Below are 19,881 nucleotides of genomic sequence, written 5' to 3'. Positions count from 1 at the left end.
CGGTCCGCTCAGCCAGCGGCCAGCGCATTCAGATAGTCTTCGACATTGCTATAGCCGTTGCCGTTGCGGTCGGCTGCGGAATCGTCGCGCTTCGGGTCGAGCCCGTGCTGGCGCTCCCAGGCGTCCGGCATGCCGTCGCCATCGCTGTCCAGCGGCGCGGTACCGCTACGCAGGTCAGGCCAGCCACCGACGTCGCGCTGGCTGTCGATTTGCCTGCCGGTGCGGGTGCGCACCCCTGCAATCACCGCCGCATCGACGCTGTCGCGGCTGCGCGAAGCCCCTGCGCGCGCCAGCACTGCCGTCTCGACGCTCGCCGCTCCGGCACAGCCCACCTTGGGCATTTCGACCGGAGACGACAGCTTCTGCGCAGGATCGGTGATGCCCGTCACCAGCGACCACGGATCGGCCGGGACCACCCCGTCCATCGCATTGTCGGCGAAGAAGGATTGCGCGACCGGATTGCCTTCGTTGAACGCAATCGCCCTGGTCGATTGCGGCCCGCGCACATAGGCGTTTCCGACGAAATTATATCGCGACAGGCTGTCCTTGTCGGCATTGTAGCCCGACCGGGTGCCGCCCCAATTGTAGAACAGGTTGCAGCGGAAATCGAAGAAAGCGCCCTCCGGATCGCTCGCCGCCGGCGCGTAATTGCCCGGGCGCGGCATCCGCGCGCTGTGGTTGGCCCACAAATTGTGATGAAAGCTTGCCCGCGCCCCGCGCCCGCCGCGCACCAGACTGCCATAGCCATGCTCGCCCTTGGCATGCAGCGATCTGGTCAGCGAATCCGCGATGATCGACCATTGCACGGTGACGTCGTACCAGCCTTCGCCCGGCTCGGCATAATTGCCCGACACCGAAAGCGTTTCGTCCACCGACCAGCTCGCCGAGACATGGTCGAGGATGATCCGGCGTCCCGCGCGAATCCAGATTGCGTCCGCCTCGGTCCTGGATTCGTCGCCTAGCCGCGACCGGATGAAGCGGATCACCACATCAGTCGCCTGTACCACCAGCGGATGATCGCGCAGCGTGATGCCGTCGCCCGGCGCGCTCTGCCCGGCGATTGTCACCCGCCCCTCGCGCACCGTCAGCGGCCTGGTCAACTGGATCGTGCCCGATATCGCGAAGACGATGATCCGTGGCCCCGTGGCCTCGACCGCCGCGCGCAGGCTGCCGGGGCCGCTGTCCGCCAGGGTGGTAACGGTCAGCACCTTGCCGCCGCGCCCGCCCGGACTCAGCGCACCGGCCCCTTCCGCGCCCGGAAAGGCGGGGAGCGGCACCGCCGCCCCCGCCGCAGCGGACATCAGGAGCCAGGCGCCCGGCATCAAAAGGCCGCGCGCACGCCGACGGTGACGATGCGCCCCGTGCTCGCATAGACGCTCGACACCGGATTGGCCTGATACATGGTGCGATATTGCGTGGTGTTGGTCAGGTTGCGCCCTTCCAGCGACAGCCGGATTTCCTTGGTCAGCGCATAGGACATCGAGAAGTCGAGGTTGAACGTATCCTCGTTGTACCCGAAATCCGCCACCACCGGCGAATTGCACACGCCGCCCCCATTGGTCGTGGTGCCGACCGAACAGGTGCCCGACGACAGCGGGAAGCGGTTCACATATTCCTTGCGGTACGCTCCCGAAACGCGCGCCTTGAGCGGGCCGTGCTCGTAATAAAGCGTCGCGTTGAACGCATGTGGTGAGGTGTTGAGGAAGGGCGCGGTGGCGAAATCGTTGACCGCAGTCGATCCGGTCTGCCCCTGCGTGGTCGAGAGCGCGGTCCCGGTCAGATAGCTCAGTTCGGACTTGATATAGGTGTAGTTCGCGGTGACACCGAACCGCTGCAGGAAGCCGGGCAGGAAGAAGAAATTCGACTGGACGTTGAGCTCCAGCCCCTGGATCTTTCCGCCTGGCGCATCGTCGAACTGACGCACCGCGAACACCCCGCCATCGCGGATATATTGCGCCAGCGACACACTGGTCACATTGGCGAGGATCTGGTCGACGATCGCCGGTTCGTACACGTCCTGTAGCGCAAACTCGCCCGCGACCTGTTGCGGGAACGAGTTGATATCCTTCTGGAACAGCGCCAGCCCGACAAAGCCGTTGGTGCCCCAATAATATTCGAAGCTGAGGTCGAGATTGGTCGAGCGGAACGGACTCAGATACGGGTTGCCGACCGTGATCGACGGCGCCGCGCCCCCCACCGTCAGCCCGGTCGGGAACGACGTCGTGCCGGGGGTCAGCGCAGCAAGCTGGGGCCGCGACATGGTCTTGGCCGCGGCGAAGCGGATCTGGAAATTGTCGCTGACTTCATAGGTCAGGTTACCGGCTGGCAGCACATCGGTGTATTCGTTGCGCGCAGTGACAATCGTCCCCAGCGCGCCGTTCGCCGCGCCACCGACCGATCCCGTGCCGTCGACCCGCGTGTTGGCAACACGCACGCCGACATTGCCGCGCAGGCGGCGGTCCATCACGTCCAGGTCGAAGTCCATCTGGACGAACCCGGCCAGATCGCGCTCCCGCACCGCGTTGCGCTCACGCCCGTCGGCCTGCGCGCGGTAATCGCCCCATTTGTTAATGCAGTTGCAGTCGATCGAGAAATAGGTGCGGAACGCGTCGAGATTGGGCGCGTAGAAGCTCGTCGGGGTTCCCGCCGGCACGTCCAGCCCCTGCCCGAACCCGACCAGCTGGCCCAGCTGGGTGATCTGCAGCCCCGCCTCTGCCAGCGTCGGGTTGATCGCCTCGATCCCCGAGTTGCGGCGCCCCTGGAGGCTGTCGAATTCGAACGTCTTGTAGGTGCCGCCAAAGCGCAGCGCGAATTGCTCGCTCAGATCGAGCTCGAAATTGGCGCGACCGACGCGGAATTCGTTGTTCACCTCATTGGTGAAGTAACGGATCGTCGACAGGCCCTTCACCAGCGTCCACTGGCTGGGGTCGGCGACGTTGAAGCCGGGGTTGAACACCGGCATCTTCCCGCCGCCGCGTTCATCGAACACATAGCCGTCGCGGTCGATGGCATTGAATTCGACCAGCATCCCTTCGGCGCGGAATTCGGATTTCGACCAGCCGCCGGTCAGCGCCACGCGGAAATTGTCGCTGAACTCGTGGTTCACGTTCAGCGTCGCCTGCTTGAAGTCGGTCTGGCCGAACTGCGCATCGGCGAAGCTGCGCCAATCGACATTGTCGAGCACCAGATAATCCGCCTGGCCCGCGGCGTTGACATGGGCCGCGCGGATCTGGGTCGAGGGACGGCCGAGCAGCTCGTCATAATAGGCGATGCTGTTGGCATTGGGGATATAGCCCGGCGAAACCGTCGCGTTGTAATAGTCGAACGGATCGAGGTTGAACGGGTTGTAGCTCGCGCGCGTCCCGGCGACGAGCGTGTTGCCGTACAGCGCCTGCCCGCAATCGAGCGACGCGTTGGCGTCGCAACGCGCATAGAGCGCGCGGCGGTCGGCAAGGCCGTTGGCGGTATTGAGCGCACGCAGCGTATTCTGCGCGACGCGGTTATTGGTGCCGTTGCGGTTCAGGCCGATCGTGGTGATGCCCTGCGAATTCGAATCCTGGCGATAGCGCGAATAGACAAAGTCGCCGATGACCTCGGTGCGCGACGTCGGCTGCCACTGGGCGGTAAAGGTGATGCCCAGCCGGTCATATTGCAGGTCCTGCCGCCCGATCGACGGGAGCGCGGGAATGATCGTTTCGGGCGTCACCAGCGCATAGGCGGCCGGATCCGAACCAAAGGTCGCGCCGGTCCCGGTGCCGGTCGGACGGGCAAAGCCGAACACGTTCGGCGACACGCCGGCATGTTGCGAATTGCGATAGGCAAATTCGAACTGGCCGGGGTTGCGGCGGTAGGAATCGATCTGCTGACGCTGGTCCTGGAACGCAACGGTGCCAAGGATGCCGAAATTGTCGGCCAGCCGCTTCGAAAACAGCGCGGTCAGGCGCGGATTCCAGCTGTCGCCATTTTCACGATACTCTGCCTCCGCGCCCATCGCGATGCGATCGCCTTTATAGGCTAGCGGACGCCCGGTGATCAGGTCGATGATCGCGCCAAGCGAGCCTTCCTCGTTCGCGGCGGTGACCGACTTGGTGATCTTGACGCCGCTGAACAGCTCGGACGCAAAGGTGTTGAAGTCGAACCCGCGCGACCGGTTCGCGCCTGCGTCCGACTGGTTGCCGCCCGAGATATTCTGCGCGTCGGCACCGTTCAGGAACACGCTCTGAAAGTCGCCGCCCAGCCCGCGCACCGTGATCGATCGCCCCTCGCCATTGTCGCGGTCGATCGACACGCCGGGCAGCCGCTGGATCGATTCGGCGATGTTGGCGTCGGGAAAGTCGGCGATGTCTTCGGCGGTAATCGAATCGACGATCTGGTCGGCCTTGCGCTTGTCGCTCAGCGCGTTGGCCAGGCTGGCGCGGAAACCGGTAACCACCACCTCCTCGCTATCGGCGTCGGACTGGCCCTCCACCGGCACCTGTTGCGCCCAGGCCGGTCCTGCCGCGACAAGGGAAAGCGCAAGCGCGAGCCCCGAGCTGGAACGGCGTGCGGATTGAAGCTGACGAATGCCCATGGAATCCCCTCTCTGATATCGCATCGCGAGCCTGTTGTCGGCCCGTCGAATGACACCGGTATCAAAGCGACCCGCCATTTTCAATCTCCAAACGTGCAGCGTAACGATCCTGAGGCCCGGTCGGGCAGACAAACGCGGACCCGCGCGACAGTGGAGCGCGCCCGGAGTACCGAAATCCCCCCGGGTTGACACCCGCACCGGAATGGCAGAGAACCGCGATGACACCGGTTTCTCAAGCGAGGAAAATGGTGGTCGACCGTGAGAACACGGCGAATCTGGAGAGGATGTCGCGAACCGACGCGATGCGCGTCCCGGCACCCTCTCCGCAATGACATCCGGCTTCGTGCGATGCACGCGGCCCAATGCAGCTACCGGTGTCATCGACACCGTTTGAGAGGGGAATATCAATGCGGTTCACTGTTCGCCGTGGCGGAGCGCGCCTGCTGGCAGCCACTTCCGCCCTAGTCATCGCCACCGCCGCCCAGGCGCAGGACGCGCCGGCCGAGCCCGCAGCGGGCGAAGACGAGGAAATCGTCGTCACCGGCTTCCGCGCGTCGCTCGACGCCGCGCTCAACGTGAAACGCGAATCGGTCGCCGCGGTCGATGCGATCGTGGCCGAGGACATCGCGAAATTCCCCGACCAGAACCTCGCCGAATCGCTGCAGCGCATTCCCGGCATCGCGATCCAGCGCGACGGCGGCGAAGGGCGCGCGATCACCGTGCGCGGCCTCGGCTCGCAGTTCACCCGCGTCCGCGTCAACGGGCTGGAGACGATCACCACCAGCCATGACGGTGCGGCATCGAACCGCGACCGCGCGTTCGACTTCAACGTCTTCGCATCTGAGCTGTTCAGCTCGATCGTCGTGCACAAGACCGCGTCCGCCGACCTCGACGAAGGGTCGCTCGGTGCGGTGGTCGATCTCAACACCGGCAACCCGTTGAAGGGCAAATACGGCCTCACCTTCGCCGCCTCGGCGCAGGGCAGCTATAACGACCTGTCCGACACCTGGGGTCCGCGCGTCGCCGGCCTGATCGGGTGGAAATCGCCCGACGGCACGCTCGGCGCATCGATCTCCGCTGCCTATCAGAAGACGACCACCAAGGAGATCGGCAACAACACCGTCCGCTGGGCACAGGCGCGCTTCGATTCGGTCAACGGCACCAACTGCTTCACCACCGCGAACAGCGGCGGCACCTATGTGCCGAGCGCCGCGTGCAATCAGGCCGCGCTGTCGTTCCACCCGCGCATCCCGCGCTATGGCGAAGTCACGCACTATCGCGAGCGCTTGGGCCTGACCGGGAGCATCCAGTGGTCGCCGAGCGATGCAACACAGGTTTCGATCGACGGCCTCTATTCCAAATTCAAGGCAGACCGCCGCGAGAAGTGGGGCGAGGTTCTGCTGCGTTCGAACGAACGCTCGATCAATGTCGTCAACCCGGTCTATGACAGCAACAACAACATGATCGCTGCCACGCTCAACGATGCATGGGTGCGGACCGAGCATTTCCTGAAGAAGACCGAAACCGAATTCTATCAGATCGGCGCCACATGGGATCAGGACGTCACCGACACCTTTCGCTTCAAGCTGGCCGGCGGCTATTCGCGCTCGAACGCCGATGTTCCGGTCGAGACCACCATCGTGTTCGATGATCGCGATGCGCAGGGGTACAGCTACGACTATCGCAACATGACCGCGCCGACGCTGACCTTCGGGACCAGCGTCACCAATCCGGCGAACTTCCAGCTTGCCGAAATCCGTGATCGTCCGTCGAGCATCCTCAACCAGTTCCGCACCGCACAGTTGCGTACCGAATGGGATGTGACCGAGGGTTTCACAGTCAAGACCGGTGCGATCTGGCGTCGGTACAATTTCGACGCCACCGCCTTTACCCGCGATACCGCAGTGTGCGGTAATGGCGGCGTCGATCTGGTACTGGGCACCCTCGCCTGCTCGGCCACCAGCGTGTTCGGGCCGACTGCGGTCTATGGCTTCCCGGTCACCTCGGCGCTGTCCGAACTGTTCACGCTGCAGGGTTCCAACGCCCCGAGCGGAACGACGACGCAGTGGCTGGTCCCCAATCTCGACGCGGCCGCTGCCTACACCAACCTGTACAGCCGCGCGCTGCGGGTCGATGCAGGTAACAATCGCGGCGTTACCGAAGAGACCAAGGGCGGGTATCTCCAGTTCGATGCCAAGGGCGCGCTTTTCGGCCTCGATTATGCCCTGAATGCCGGCATCCGCTACGTCCGCACCGACCAGTCGTCCTACGGCATCAACAGCGGTGTGACGGTCACGGTGGAGCGCGGCTATGACGACTGGCTGCCGTCGTTCAACCTCGCACTCTATCCGATGGAAAGCCTGATCATCCGGGGCGCCATTGCCAAGGTGATGACGCGCCCGTCGCTCGGCAACCTTACCCCGGGCGGTTCGGCGGACGGATTCAACTATCGCGTCACCAGCGGCAACCCGTTCCTGCTGCCGTTCCGTGCGACCAATTTCGACGTCGCCCTGGAATGGTATTTCGCGCCGCAGTCGATCTTCTCGGTCGCGCTGTTCAAGAAGGACGTGGCGAGCTTCCCGGTGGCGATCACCCGCACCGGCACGTTCACCGAAACCGGCCTGTCGCCATCGGTGCTCGTACCGTCCTCTCCCGCCGCGCTGAACCCGGCACAGTTGTCGCAGCCGATTTGGACGATCGCCACCACCGGCAATGGCAGCGGCGCGTCGCTGAAGGGCGCGGAAATCGCGCTGCAGGCACCCTTCAAGTTCCTGCCGGGCTTCCTGTCGAACTTCGGCGGTATCGTGAACGCGACCTTTGTCGACTCTTCGGCGACCTATACGCAGACCGGGCCGTTCACCAACGCCTGCGTTGCACCCAACTGCACCCTGGGCGGGGCAACCTCCACCAACTATACCGAGACGCTCTACGGCCTGTCGAAGAAGCAATTCAACGGCACGCTCTATTACGAAGACAGCAAGTTCAGCGCGCGCGCATCGGTCAGCTATCGCGATGGCTTCACCGACGCGGGCTCGGCGACCGGCAACATCTTCGAGGGCTATGACGCGATCACCAATGTCGATGCGTCGGTCCGCTACAAGCTGACCGAGTTTCTCGAAGTCTCGGTCGAAGGGACCAACCTGACCGATGCCTATCGCGGTCGCTGGGTCGATATCGGCGCGCGTCGCAACTATGAAAGCAACCATTTCGGCCGCACGATCCTGGTGGGCGCGCGGATCAAGATGTGACCGAGAGAGGGGGCATGGCGGATCGGAACGGGGCTCTGCTTCGGCCCGACCGCCGTGCATTTCTCGCGACCGCCGGGGCGGGGGCGGCGCTGATGGCGTCCGCCGCCGCTCATGGCCAGACCGCACCGCCGGCCACCGGAACGCCGGGGCCGGCGGGGCTTCCCGATCCGACCGAGACGATCGACCTGTGGCCAAAGGGCGCGCCCGGCCTGCCCGCTACGCCCCCGGTCGAAACCGTCACCGAACGCAGCACCGACCGCGACCTGTCCGACCGCGCGGTGCTCGGCATCACCCGACCGCGCATGGTCGTGTTCCGCCCGCACCGCCCCAATGGCGCGGCGGTGATGATCACGCCTGGCGGCGGCTATCGCCACATCGTGATCGACAAGGAGGGCTATGAGCTCGGCCGCTGGCTGTCGGCGCGCGGCTTTACCGTCTTCGTCCTCTTCTACCGCCTGCCCGGCGAAGGCTGGGCCGCCGGGCCGAACGTCGCGCTCGCCGATGCGCAGCGCGCGATGCGCCTGATCCGCCACCGCGCGCGCGACTATGGCATCGACCCGCAGCGTGTCGCCGCAATGGGCTTCTCCGCCGGTGGGCATCTCTGCGCCGACCTGCTCACCCGCTTCGATGCGCGCGTCTATAACCCCGTCGACGCCGCCGACCGCCACAGCGCCCGGCCCGATGCCGCAGCCCCGATCTATCCCGTCATCACCATGACCGCGCCGCACGCCCATGCCGGTTCGCGCACGCTATTGATCGGGCCCGGGGCCGATGCCGCGCGGGAGGCCGCGCATTCGCCCGATCGCAACGTCCCCGCCAACGCCCCGCCGGTGTTTCTGCTGCATGCCGAGGACGACAATGTCGTGCCGGTGGAAAACGCCCTGCTGCTCCGTGCGGCGCTGCGGGCGAAGGGCGTTCCCGTCGAAACCCATCTCTTCGCCCATGGCGGCCATGGCTTTGGCCTGCGCAGGACCATGGGCAAACCCGTCTCCATCTGGCCTGAGCTGTTCCTCGCCTGGACGACCGGCCTGCTCGTCTGATCACAGGGGAAGTGTCCATGCGTATCAACCGCCGCGACCTGATCGGTGCCGCCACGCTCGGCGGCGCTGCCGCAGCAACCCCTGCCCTCGCGCAGGGCAAGGCTCAGCCGCCCGCCCCCGACTGGAAGCGCGGCTTCGACAATCAGCGGATTCCCGACCTTGGCGACGGCCGCTTCCTCAACCCGCTGATGGCGGGCGACCATCCCGATCCGACGATCCTCAAGGACGGGAAGGACTATTACATGACCTTCTCGACCTTCGACTCCTACCCCGGGCTGGTCATCTGGCACTCGCGCGACCTGATCAACTGGCAGCCGGTCGGCGCGGCGCTGACGAGGAATATCGGATCGGTTTGGGCGCCGGAGCTGTGCAAGCACAATGGCCGCTATTTCCTCTACATCCCGACCAAGGGGCCGAATACCAGCTGGGTGATCTGGGCCGACTGGATCGAAGGGCCGTGGAGCGATCCGATCGACCTCAAGCTGCCCAGCCATATCGATCCCGGCCATGCGGTGGGTGAGGATGGATCGCGCTGGCTGTTCCTGTCGGGTGGAGACCGCGTGCGCCTGTCCGACGACGGCCTCAGCCGCATCGGCGAGCCTGAGCATGTCTATGACCCGTGGCGCTATCCCAAGGACTGGATCGTCGAGGGGTTCGCGCCGGAGGGGCCGAAGATCACGCGGCACAATGGCTGGTTCTACATGATCACCGCCGTCGGCGGGACCGCGGGACCACCGACCGGGCATATGGTCATCGCCGCGCGCTCGCGTTCGATCCACGGCCCGTGGGAGAATTGCCCGCACAACCCGCTGGTCCGCACGACGTCGCTGCAGGAAAAATGGTGGTCACGCGGCCATGCGACGCTGGTCGAGGGGCCGGCGGGCGACTGGTGGAGCGTCTATCACGGCTATGAAAATGGCTATTGGACGCTGGGGCGGCAGGCGCTGCTCGATCCGGTCGAATGGACCGATGACGGCTGGTTCCGCATGAAGGGCGGCGACCTGTCGCAGCCGCTTCCCAAGCCCAAGGGCGGCGAACAGACCGGCCCGCACGGCATGGCCCTGTCGGACGATTTCGCGACCCTCGCCATCGGCACCAAATGGAATTTCTTCCGCCCCGCCCCCGATGAGCGGTCGCGTGCGCGGGTCGCGGACAATGTCCTGCACCTCGATGCCCGCGGTACCGCGCCGTCCAGCTCATCGCCGCTGCTGCTGATCGCGGGCGACCCCGCCTATCGTTTCGAATGCGATATCGAGATCGCGCCGGGCGGAACTGCGGGCCTTATCCTGTTCTACGACGACAAGCTCTATTGCGGCCTCGGTTTCGATGAAAAGCGCTTCGTCACGCACCAGTACGGCATCGAACGCGGTCGCCCCGCCAATCCGTACGGGCGGAAGCTGCGGATGCGCGTGACCAACGACCGCCACATCGTCACCTATGACACCAGCGCCGATGGCGGAAAGACCTGGCACCGCTTCGACCGTGGCATGGAGGTGTCGGGATACCACCACAATGTCCGCGGCGGCTTCCTGATGCTGCGCCCCGGTCTCTATTCGGCCGGCGCCGGGACCGCGAAATTCGCCAATTTCCGGTTCGAGGCGCTGGGCTGAGCCGTTTGCGGCTTTGCTGGTTCCGCACCGGGCCGGTGCCGCACAGCGGAAAGCGCCGCTATTCGTCGACGATCGGGCCGGTGGGGGTGATCTTCGCCTCGATCGCCATCCGCACCACGTCCGCCAGGGTGCGCACGCCCAGCTTGACCATCAGGTTCGCGCGATAGCTTTCGACCGTGCGGAAGGACAGGTCGAGCCGCCGCGCGGTCATCTTGGCGGACTGGCCCAACATCATACCGTAGACGACCTCCAGCTCGCGCGGCGTCAGCGGGGCGAACCGGGCGCGCGCCGCCTCCAGCTTTTCTCGGGTCGCCGCGACCGTCATGCGACGCACCTGCGCGACCTCGATACATTCCTTCAGCGTGTCAAGCTGGACCGGTTTTTCGACGAAATCGACCACGCCCGTGCGCAGTGCGGCGACTGCGGTCGCGATGCTGCCCGTGCCGGTCAGCATGACCACGACATGGCGGCTGTTGCGATCGACCAGCGCGGTATGCACCTGCATCCCGTTCATCCCCGGCATGGTCAGGTCGAGCACGACGCAACCCGGAGCCAGGTCGCCTTCGACCTCCAGGAAGGATTCGCCGCTGTCGAACCCCTGCACTGCATAGCCCGCTTCCTCCAACGCATCGGCCAGCTCATGGCGCAGGTCGGTATCGTCATCGACCAGATAGACGGGGTCGGCGGAGATGGCGGCGGGGTCGGTCATGTGAGCCTCCACGGATGCGACAGCGGAAAGGTCAGGGTCAGCGTCGCCCCCACCCCGTCCTGATTATTGGCAAGGTTGATGGTGCCGCCAATTTCGTCAACGATCTGTCGACAGATGAACAGGCCAAGGCCCGTGCCCTTGCCCGCCGGTTTCGACGTACTGAACGCGTCGAACGGCGAATCCGCGAGATTATCGACCAGCCCGGTGCCATCGTCGCGGATTGCGACCGCGACATGATGCGCGGTCCGCGAAATGTCGATGCGAATCGCGCCGGCGGAGAGCTGCTCGGCGCGTGCCTGTTCGATCGCATCGGCGGCATTTTGCAGTGCATTGACGATGATCTGTTCGATGCCGATGCGCGGCAGCATCATCGCCTCGATCTTCTGACCCGACCCGACCGTCAGCTCGATCCCGCGATGTTGCAGCACCGGCCGCATGAACCGTGCTGCATCGTGGATCGCCTGGACCAGATCGGTCGGTTCGCGGTCGCCGCGCTCTTCGCGGGCATAGGCCGATGTTCGCTCGATGATCGCCGAGGCGCGCGCCACCTGTTCCAGGATGCGCGTAAACTTCTCGCGCGCACGGTCATTGGCGGGCGGGTCGCGCCGCAGCATCGTCGCGCCCGTCTCGGCTGCGAGCGAGATGGTGAACAGGGGTTGTCGCAATTCGTGGCTGAGCGCCGATGCCATGCCGCCCAGTTCGATCAGCCGGGCATTATGCAGCATCTTGGTCTGCATCGCCTGCGCCGCGCGCAACCGCACCAGGCAACCGTAGCGCCACTCGCCCGTGTCCGCGTCATAATCATGCGCGAGCAACAGGAACCAGTGCTGACTGTCCGATCCGGCAAAGCGCAGTTCGGCCATGATGTCGTTGGTCCCGCGCAGCGAGATCAGCGCATTGCGGTCCGCCGGATTGAACGGCACCACCCGCTGGCAGGCGCCAGCCCCGGGCGTCAGCTCGAGATAGCGAAGCGAATCGTCCTCGATCCGCAGGCCGCTCATCAGCCGCAGGTCGATCGCGTTGCGCAGTTCGTCCACCGTCCGCGCCAGCCGCTCGCGCTCTTCGTCCGCGTCGAGATAATCATCGGTTGCCTGGCGCAGCATGTTGAGCACCGCGTTCGATTCGATGAATGGCGCCTCGTCGCGCGGAAAGCGCTGGCGTGCGGCAAAGCTCTGCACCGCGGCGTCCCACAGGTGCATCGACCGCGCCAGGGTGCTGCGGAATCCGAACAGGACCAGCTCGGCAAGAACCAGATAGGCCATCAACGGCAACAGGCCGGTGAAGACATTGCCGAAGCTTTCCAGCACCAGCGGGCGGGGCGAGACCAGCACGCTCATATCGCCATAGCGCCCGGCGACGACACAGACCCGCAGCCAATAGGTAAAGGTGTTGCGGTCGTCGGGGCCGCCCTGATCCCCGCGGTCGGTGCGCGTGCACCCAAGCCGCTTTGCGCCAGCGGCCAGCTCGCGGGTCGGCACCACGATGAGCGGCAGTTCGACCGCCGACCCCGCGACCCGGATGTACGGCGGCAACGGTGTGACGGGGGAGGCTGCCCGCGCGTCGGTGACCACCGTGTGGATCTGATCCTCGACGATGGTCAGCCTGTCGCGAACATTGGTCAGATTGCCGATTAGGAACAGCGTGGCGGCACCGGACACGGCAAGCGAGACGATGGCGGTCAGCGACATCCGCAGCGACAGCATCCGCGCCCGCTCCAGCCCCAGTCCAGACACCTGGCGGACAATCAGCAGCGTGACGATATCCGCGATTCCGGCCAGGGTCACCTCGCACAGGATTTTGCGGAGGTGTACGACTGCAATCACCTCCACCGGACTGTTCAGTGTGAACCGGAACAGCACGATCGCAATGACGGTGCCGACGGTCAGCTGATAGAACAGAGTGACGGTCGAAAAACTCATCTGTCGCCGCCGCGACCAGGCGACGGCCAGCACATGGCCGATCGCCAGCATCACCGAATAGCCATGGCCCCACCACAGGACCGACGGCGCCATCGTCAGCACGGCGGTGACCAGGCCCCAGCGCAACCCGAACCAGCGATAGGCGACGAGATAGAAGAGCGGGCCGAGATAGAATTCGAATCCCGGCGCGACGACGAACCGGCTGCTCGACAGCCACACCGCGCCGGCCAGCGCGACCAGCCACAGCGCGGCTGCCGCGACCCTTAGGGCCGGGATGGTCGCCACGGATCGCGGCAGCGCGATCATCGCGCGTCCCGCGCGACGGCCCGCGCGCCGATGCCATCGATGATCAACGCGGTCGCCATTGCCTTTCCCCTAGCGCAACACCGCTAATCTATCGCTAAACACCCTACACGCGATTCCCGTAAGAATACGGCAGATTGAAATTGCGCGGACGCGCCCGTCCGATGCAATAAGCACCCGACAGGAGCCACAGATGACCTTCGAAATCAGCCGCCGCACGTTCGCCGCCGGCCTTGCGGCGAGCGCGTTTGCGGGGCTGGCACGCGTGCCCGCCATCGCCTCGGCCCCGGCCGCACCCGGCTATGGCCCGCTGCGCGACGATCCGGCCGGGTTGCTCGATCTGCCGCAAGGGTTCAGCTACCGCGTGATCTCGCAGCTGGGCGACGCGATGGACGACGGCTTCGTGGTCGGCGACCGTGCCGACGGCATGGGCTGTTTCGCGATCGACCGGCGCCGCGTCGCGCTGGTCCGCAACCATGAACTGCAGGTCAAGCACCAGAAGACCGGCCCGTTCGTCCGCGGCGATGCGACCCGCATTCCTGCCTATGACCGCGACGGCGATGGCCGCCCGCTTCCCGGCGGCACCAGCACGCTGATCTACAACCTCGCCACCGGCCGGGTCGAGCGCCAGCATCTCAGCCTCGCCGGCACGATCCGCAACTGCGCGGGCGGCACCACGCCCTGGGGCAGCTGGCTGACGTGCGAGGAGGACATGACCCGCGCCGGCAAAAACGTCGGCAAGGATCATGGCTGGATCTTCGAAGTCCCGGCGCGGGCGCGCGGACTGGTCGATCCCGTCCCGCTCACCGCGATGGGCCGCTTCAACCATGAGGCGGCTGCCGTCGATCCGCGCACCGGCATCGTCTATCTGACCGAAGACCGCGAGGACGGGCTGTTCTACCGCTTCCTCCCCGACCGTCCCGGCCAACTCGCGCGCGGCGGGCGGTTGCAGGCACTGGGCCTGCGCGACAGGCCCGAGGGCGGCGACACATCGAACAAGGGCCGCCGCGACATCAGCGTCGGCGCGTGGAAGGCGGCACGCTGGATCGACCTTACGGGCACCGACGCGCCCGACGACGATCTGCGCCTGCGCGGGCACAAGGCGGGCGCGGCGCGCTTTGCCCGCGGCGAGGGCATCCATTGGGGCGATGGCGAGGCCTATTTCACCTGCACCTCGGGCGGGGCCAAGGCACTGGGGCAGGTCATGCGTTATCGCCCCTCGCCGCGCGAAGGCCAGCCGGGCGAGGCGGATGCGCCGGGCATGGTCCAGCTGTTCGTCGAATCCACCGATCCGCAGATGTTCAACTATGGCGACAATCTTACGGTCGGCCCCAACGGCCATCTGATCGTGTGCGAAGATCAATATACCGACGTCACCGACAATTATCTGCGCGGCATAACCCCGGACGGCGCGCTCTACCCGGTCGCACGTTGCCGCGTGCAGACCGAACTCGCGGGTGCGTGCTTCTCGCCGGACGGATCGACGCTGTTCGTCAACCTCTACAGCCCGGCCAAGACGCTGGCGATCACCGGACCGTGGCGTAGCGCAGTCGCGTAAGCGCTCTTGCCGCTTGGCTTGAAGGCGGTAGGCTGGGCGGATGATCGCACTCGCCCTCGCCCCGCTCCTACTCGCCACCACTCAGACAGCGGCCCCCGAGCCCGACGCCGCTACCCGCGCGCGCGTCGAGCGGGTCCTCACCCAGGCACCGGTGATCGACGGGCATAACGACCTCGCCTGGGAATTGCGCACCTCCTATGACAGCGCGGTCGAGGCGGTCGATCTGACGCGCGACACCAGCAAGCTCGCCAAGCCGCTGCAGACCGACATCCCGCGCCTGCGAAAGGGCAAGGTCGGCGGGCAATTCTGGTCGCTCTACATCCCCGCCAGCCAGACCGGCGCGCAGGCGGTGCAGACCACGCTCGACCAGATCGACATCGTCCAGCGCATGGTGCGCAAGCATCCGGACGTGTTCATGCTCGCCCAGACCGCCGCCGATGTCCGCACGGCGCGGGCGCAGGGCAAGATCGCGTCGCTGATGGGGATCGAGGGCGGGCACCAGTTCGGCGGCCGCCTGTCGGTGCTGCGCCAGTTCCGCGAGCTCGGCGTGCTCTACATGACGCTGACCCACGGCAAGAGCCTCACCTGGGCCGATTCCTCGACCGATGCCGCACGCGCCGGTGGCCTCACCCCCTTTGGCCGTCAGGTGATCGAGGAGATGAACCGCATCGGCATGATCGTCGATGTCAGCCATGTGTCGGACGCAACGCTGGACGCGGTGCTCAACGTGAGCAAGGCGCCGGTGATCGCGTCGCACTCCTCCGCGCGCGCCATCGCCGATCGCCCGCGCAACATCCCCGATCCGCTCCTGCGCCGCATCGCGGAGAATGGCGGCGTGGTGATGGTCAATTTCTACCCTGCCTTCCTGTCGACCGTATGGAACGACTGGGACAATAAGCGGATCGCCTTTGCCAAGCTGAACGGCTTGACCACCGATCCCGTCGCATGGCGCGACGTCCCCGCCCTGGTCGCGTGGGAGCGTGCCAACCCCGAGCCGCGCGTCGATGTCGGCACCGTCGCCGACCATGTCGACCATGTCGCCAAGGTTGCGGGGCACGACCATGTCGGGATCGGCGCGGATTATGACGGGATCAGCGGCACTGGCCCGGTCGGCATGAAGGGCGTCGACAGCTACCCGCTGCTGTTCGCCGAACTTGCGCGGCGCGGCTGGAGCGACGCGGACCTTGCGAAGCTGTCACAGGGCAATGTGCTGCGCGTGATGGAAGCGGTCGAAGCCACCGCGCGCGCCAGGGCCGCAACCCCACCCGCGAACGCGAACGATCCGGGCTGACGCGCGCCCGGGTAGGGGAGCGTCGCCCCGGACAGCCTCAGAGCTTGTATGCCGCCTTAGCCAGATTGTAGGCTAGGTCCTGCGCCAGCTCGGCGGCCTCCCAATCCTCCATGCGATGTTCGGCGACCAGCCGCGCGAGGAAGGCGCAATCGACCCGCCGCGCGACATCGTGCCGCGCGGGAATCGACAGAAAGGCGCGGGTGTCGTCGTTGAACCCGACGGTGTTGTAGAAGCCGGCGGTCTCCGTCACCTGCTCGCGGAAGCGGCGCATCCCTTCCGGGCTGTCATGGAACCACCAGGCCGGGCCGAGCTTGAGCGCCGGATAATGGCCGGCGAGCGGCGCGAGTTCGCGGGCATAGCTGGTTTCGTCGAGCGTGAAGACGATCACCGACAGACGCGGATCATTGCCATATTTCGACAGTAGCGGACGCAGCGCGCGGACATATTCGGTCTGCGCGGGAATGTCCGCGCCCTTGTCGCGCCCGAAGCGCGCGAACAGCGCCGGATTATGGTTGCGGAACGACCCCGGATGGATCTGCATGACCAGTCCGTCGTCGATGCTCATCCCCGCCATCACCGTCAGCATATGCGCACGGAAGAGTTCGGCGTCGGCCGCGCTGACCAAATCGCCGGTCACACGGTCGAACAGCGCGCGCGCCTCGGCATCGCTCAGGTCTGCGGTGGCTGCGGTCGGGTGGCCGTGGTCGGTCGAGGTAGCCCCCATCGCCGCGAAATAGGCGCGGCGATTGCGATGCGCGGCAAGATAGCCGTCATAGCTGAAGCAATCCTCGCCCGTCAGGTCGGACAGACGCCGCAGATTGTCGCGAAACCCCTCGAACTCCGGATCGATCACCGGGTCGGGGCGATAGGCGGTGATGACCCGGCCCGACCAACCGCTCGCAGCGATTTTGCGATGATGGTCGAGCGGGTCGAGCGGCGATTCGGTGGTCGCGATCACCTCGATCCCGAACCGGTCGAACAGCGCGCGGGGGCGGAAGTCGTCGCGCGCCAGCTGCTCGCCGATCGCGTCGAAATAGGCGTCGGCGCTGGCGGAATCGAACCGCTGCTCCATCCCGAACACGTCGGCGAACACCCAGTCGAGCCACATGCGCGACGGCGTACCCCGGAACAGGTGATAATGCGCGGCAAAGGTGCGCCACGCTTCGCGCGGGGTCACCTGCGGTTGTTCGCCGCGTGGCACGACGCCCAGCTGCTCCATCGCAATGCCCTGGCTGTAGAGCATGCGCAGCACATAATGGTCGGGGGTCAGCAGCAGCTCGGCGGCGTTGGTGAAGGGCTGGTCATCCGCGAACCACTGCGGGTCGGTATGGCCGTGCGGGCTGATGATGGGGAGATCGGCGACCTGCGCATACAGGCTGCGGGCGATGTCCCGTGTGGTCGCATCCGCCGGAAACAGGCGGTCGGAATGCAGTTTCAACGGGCTCATGCGCCTCTCCATCTTCACTGGATCGCCCCTTGCCATATAATGTCTGACCAATCTAGTTTGGTTGTAAGACGATGCCCGAGGGGCGGAGGGGAGTTACAGCGAAATGAAGATCACCGCCGCACGGGTCATCGTGACCTGCCCCGGACGCAATTTCGTGACGCTGAAGATCGAGACCGATCAGGGCGTCTACGGCATCGGCGATGCCACGCTGAACGGGCGGGAGCTGTCGGTCGTCTCGTATCTTCAGGATCACGTCGCACCGTGCCTAATCGGCATGGACCCGCGCCGGATCGAGGATATCTGGCAGTATCTGTATCGCGGCGCCTATTGGCGGCGCGGGCCGGTGACGATGCGCGCGATCGCCGCGGTCGATGTCGCGCTGTGGGACATCAAGGCAAAGATGGCCGGGATGCCGCTCTACCAGCTGCTCGGCGGGCGCTCGCGCGACGGCGTCATGGTCTATGGCCATGCCAACGGATCCGACATCGACGAAACCGTCGATGCGGTCGGCCGGTATGTCGACATGGGCTACAAGGCGATCCGCGCGCAGACCGGCGTGCCGGGCATCAAGGACGCCTATGGGGTCGGCCGCGGGACGCTCTATTACGAGCCGGCCGATGCCGCGCTCCCCTCGGTCACCGGCTGGGATACGCGCAAGGCGCTGAACTACATCCCCAGGATGTTCGACAAGGTGCGCGCGACCTATGGCTTCGACCATCATCTGCTGCACGACGGGCATCACCGCTACACCCCGCAGGAAGCCGCCAATCTCGGCAAGATGCTCGAACCCTATCAGCTGTTCTGGCTGGAGGACGTGACCCCGGCGGAGAATCAGGAAGCGTTCAAGCTGATCCGCCAGCATACCGTAACCCCGCTTGCGGTCGGTGAGATCTTCAACACCATCTGGGACGCCAAGGACCTGATCCAGAACCAGCTGATCGACTATATCCGCACTACCATCGTCGGGGCCGGCGGCGTCACGCATCTGCGGCGCATCGCCGACCTCGCATCGCTCTATCAGGTGCGGACCGGCTGCCACGGCGCGACCGACCTGTCGCCGGTAACGATGGGCACCGCGCTGCACTTCGACACCTGGGTCCCGAATTTCGGCATCCAGGAATATATGCGCCACACCGAAGAGACCGATGCGGTGTTCCCGCACGACTACCGGTTCGAGGACGGCTTCCTGTTCTGCGGCGAAACCCCGGGTCACGGGGTCGATATCGACGAAACGCTGGCGGCCAGATATCCCTACAAGCCCGCTTATCTCCCGGTCGCGCGGCTTGAGGATGGCAGCATGTGGAACTGGTGACGCGGCGCAAGGCGGTCGGCGCGCCGCCCGGGATGGGCTGAGCTGACGCGGGCCGGCGAAACCGGTCAGCCGAGCGCCTTGGCATAGCGGGCCCGTTTCGACGCCGACGCGATGCGGGCCGCTTCGATCGCGCGCTCTTCGGTGGCGAACAACAGGCTGTCGAGCACCGCCGACAGATGCGCGCGCATCGCCGCCCGGGCGATTGCAGGATCGCGCGTGAGCAGCGCGTCGAGGATCGCCTGATGCTCGTCGACCACCGGTTTGACGTTCGCCGAACGCGCCTTGGCATAAAGCAGCGCGCTTTCGGGAGACTTGGCCCGCAGCGACCACAGCGTGTCGATGATGCTCACCAGCGCCGAATTGCGCGTGGCGCGGGCAATGGTCAGATGAAACTCTCGGTCGGCATCCTCGGTGCCCGCATTCCGCTCATTCTCCTTCGCGATTTCCTCGATCAGTCGCGCGAGCGTTTCGAGCTCGGCGTCGGTAATCTGCGATGCGGCAAGCGCAGTCGCCTCGCCCTCGACCAGCAATCGCGCTTCGGTCAGCTCGAATGCGGTGACGTTAAACTGTGCTTCATCCGTCGCATCGGGCAGGCCGCGCAGATAGGCACCGGACCCCACGCGCACGTCCACGATCCCCTGTACTTCGAGCGCGATAATGGCTTCCCGGATCGTCGGTCGACTGACGTTGTACGTGATGGCCAATTCGCGCTCGGTCGGCAGACGATCGCCCGGCTGATACTGTCCGCCAGAGAATGAGGCGAGCAACCTGCGCGCGATCGTCCGATAGAGCCGATCCCTGCCGCCCTCACCGTCATCCATCTTCATCGCTTTCGCTTCATCCTGCCCCGCGGCGGTCGCGCGATGCTAACCTG

General features: G+C 65.7%; 12 protein-coding genes. 6 read left to right on the top strand and 6 right to left on the bottom strand.

From position 1 onward, the window contains the following. Nucleotides 1–8: 8 nt before the first annotated feature. Both ACO05N_RS06960 and ACO05N_RS06955 read right to left on the bottom strand, forming a co-directional pair. Nucleotides 9–1,301 (bottom strand): pectate lyase, encoded by a 1,293-nt coding sequence (locus tag ACO05N_RS06960; protein WP_422056434.1) that lies wholly within the window; start codon nucleotides 1,299–1,301, stop codon nucleotides 9–11. A gap of 20 nt (nucleotides 1,302–1,321) precedes the next feature. Continuing rightward, entirely contained in the window at nucleotides 1,322–4,570 is a 3,249-nt protein-coding gene (locus tag ACO05N_RS06955; RefSeq protein WP_422056433.1) for a TonB-dependent receptor, read from the bottom strand. A 407-nt stretch (nucleotides 4,571–4,977) separates the two neighbouring features. On the opposite strand from ACO05N_RS06955, the gene ACO05N_RS06950 reads away from it, so the two are divergent. Genes ACO05N_RS06950 through ACO05N_RS06940 form a run of 3 tightly spaced genes read left to right on the top strand, consistent with a single transcriptional unit; the run spans nucleotide 4,978 to nucleotide 10,468 of the window. After that, nucleotides 4,978–7,818, top strand: coding sequence for a TonB-dependent receptor (locus ACO05N_RS06950; RefSeq protein WP_422056432.1), 2,841 nt, complete (start codon nucleotides 4,978–4,980; stop codon nucleotides 7,816–7,818). A 14-nt stretch (nucleotides 7,819–7,832) separates the two neighbouring features. Beyond that, nucleotides 7,833–8,858, top strand: coding sequence for an alpha/beta hydrolase (locus ACO05N_RS06945; RefSeq protein WP_422056431.1), 1,026 nt, complete (start codon nucleotides 7,833–7,835; stop codon nucleotides 8,856–8,858). 17 nt (nucleotides 8,859–8,875) lie between these two features. Then, nucleotides 8,876–10,468, top strand: a complete 1,593-nt coding sequence (locus ACO05N_RS06940) for a family 43 glycosylhydrolase (RefSeq protein WP_422056430.1) — start codon at nucleotides 8,876–8,878, stop codon at nucleotides 10,466–10,468. Between the two features lie 58 nt (nucleotides 10,469–10,526). Here ACO05N_RS06940 and ACO05N_RS06935 read toward each other — a convergent pair whose 3' ends face one another. Both ACO05N_RS06935 and ACO05N_RS06930 read right to left on the bottom strand, forming a co-directional pair. Then, nucleotides 10,527–11,177: a response regulator transcription factor gene (locus tag ACO05N_RS06935; RefSeq protein ID WP_422056429.1), complete on the bottom strand. Its 651-nt coding sequence runs from the start codon at nucleotides 11,175–11,177 to the stop codon at nucleotides 10,527–10,529. Continuing rightward, the gene (locus ACO05N_RS06930; RefSeq protein WP_422056428.1) at nucleotides 11,174–13,402 is read right to left on the bottom strand and encodes a sensor histidine kinase; all 2,229 of its coding nucleotides are present in this window, start codon (nucleotides 13,400–13,402) and stop codon (nucleotides 11,174–11,176) included. Before ACO05N_RS06930 ends, ACO05N_RS06935 begins: the two co-directional genes overlap by 4 nt. A gap of 190 nt (nucleotides 13,403–13,592) precedes the next feature. Here ACO05N_RS06930 and ACO05N_RS06925 point away from each other — a divergent pair, with 190 nt between their 5' ends. Both ACO05N_RS06925 and ACO05N_RS06920 read left to right on the top strand, forming a co-directional pair. Further along, entirely contained in the window at nucleotides 13,593–14,957 is a 1,365-nt protein-coding gene (locus ACO05N_RS06925; RefSeq protein ID WP_422056427.1) for an alkaline phosphatase PhoX, read from the top strand. Between the two features lie 40 nt (nucleotides 14,958–14,997). Beyond that, a complete protein-coding gene (locus tag ACO05N_RS06920) occupies nucleotides 14,998–16,248 on the top strand; it encodes a dipeptidase (RefSeq protein WP_422056426.1) in 1,251 nt (416 codons plus the stop codon). Nucleotides 16,249–16,285: 37 nt separating this feature from the next. Here the strand turns inward: ACO05N_RS06920 and uxaC are convergent, their stop codons facing one another. After that, nucleotides 16,286–17,695, bottom strand: coding sequence for a glucuronate isomerase (gene uxaC / locus ACO05N_RS06915; protein WP_422056425.1), 1,410 nt, complete (start codon nucleotides 17,693–17,695; stop codon nucleotides 16,286–16,288). 103 nt (nucleotides 17,696–17,798) lie between these two features. Here uxaC and manD point away from each other — a divergent pair, with 103 nt between their 5' ends. Next, nucleotides 17,799–19,007 (top strand): D-mannonate dehydratase ManD, encoded by a 1,209-nt coding sequence (manD, locus tag ACO05N_RS06910; protein ID WP_422056424.1) that lies wholly within the window; start codon nucleotides 17,799–17,801, stop codon nucleotides 19,005–19,007. Between the two features lie 65 nt (nucleotides 19,008–19,072). Here the strand turns inward: manD and ACO05N_RS06905 are convergent, their stop codons facing one another. Next, entirely contained in the window at nucleotides 19,073–19,834 is a 762-nt protein-coding gene (locus ACO05N_RS06905) for a FadR/GntR family transcriptional regulator (protein WP_422056423.1), read from the bottom strand. Between the last annotated feature and the right edge of the window lie 47 nt (nucleotides 19,835–19,881).

Source organism: Sphingomonas sp. (assembly GCF_965227385.1).
In the GTDB taxonomy this organism is placed as follows: domain Bacteria; phylum Pseudomonadota; class Alphaproteobacteria; order Sphingomonadales; family Sphingomonadaceae; genus Sphingomonas.
Note: the sequence above shows the minus strand (reverse complement) of the source record. Positions and strands in the feature narration are given on the sequence as shown.

Bases quoted from the DNA above. Each gene is read 5' to 3' on its own strand.
- ACO05N_RS06940 (WP_422056430.1), top strand. From the start codon at position 8,876: ATGCGTATCAACCGCCGCGACCTGATCGGTGCCGCCACGCTCGGCGGC.
- ACO05N_RS06950 (WP_422056432.1), top strand. From the start codon at position 4,978: ATGCGGTTCACTGTTCGCCGTGGCGGAGCGCGCCTGCTGGCAGCCACT.
- ACO05N_RS06945 (WP_422056431.1), top strand. From the start codon at position 7,833: ATGGCGGATCGGAACGGGGCTCTGCTTCGGCCCGACCGCCGTGCATTT.
- manD (WP_422056424.1), top strand. From the start codon at position 17,799: ATGAAGATCACCGCCGCACGGGTCATCGTGACCTGCCCCGGACGCAAT.
- ACO05N_RS06925 (WP_422056427.1), top strand. From the start codon at position 13,593: ATGACCTTCGAAATCAGCCGCCGCACGTTCGCCGCCGGCCTTGCGGCG.
- ACO05N_RS06960 (WP_422056434.1), bottom strand. From the start codon at position 1,301: ATGTCCGCTGCGGCGGGGGCGGCGGTGCCGCTCCCCGCCTTTCCGGGC.
- ACO05N_RS06920 (WP_422056426.1), top strand. From the start codon at position 14,998: ATGATCGCACTCGCCCTCGCCCCGCTCCTACTCGCCACCACTCAGACA.
- uxaC (WP_422056425.1), bottom strand. From the start codon at position 17,695: ATGAGCCCGTTGAAACTGCATTCCGACCGCCTGTTTCCGGCGGATGCG.
- ACO05N_RS06935 (WP_422056429.1), bottom strand. From the start codon at position 11,177: ATGACCGACCCCGCCGCCATCTCCGCCGACCCCGTCTATCTGGTCGAT.
- ACO05N_RS06955 (WP_422056433.1), bottom strand. From the start codon at position 4,570: ATGGGCATTCGTCAGCTTCAATCCGCACGCCGTTCCAGCTCGGGGCTC.
- ACO05N_RS06930 (WP_422056428.1), bottom strand. From the start codon at position 13,402: ATGATCGCGCTGCCGCGATCCGTGGCGACCATCCCGGCCCTAAGGGTC.
- ACO05N_RS06905 (WP_422056423.1), bottom strand. From the start codon at position 19,834: ATGAAGATGGATGACGGTGAGGGCGGCAGGGATCGGCTCTATCGGACG.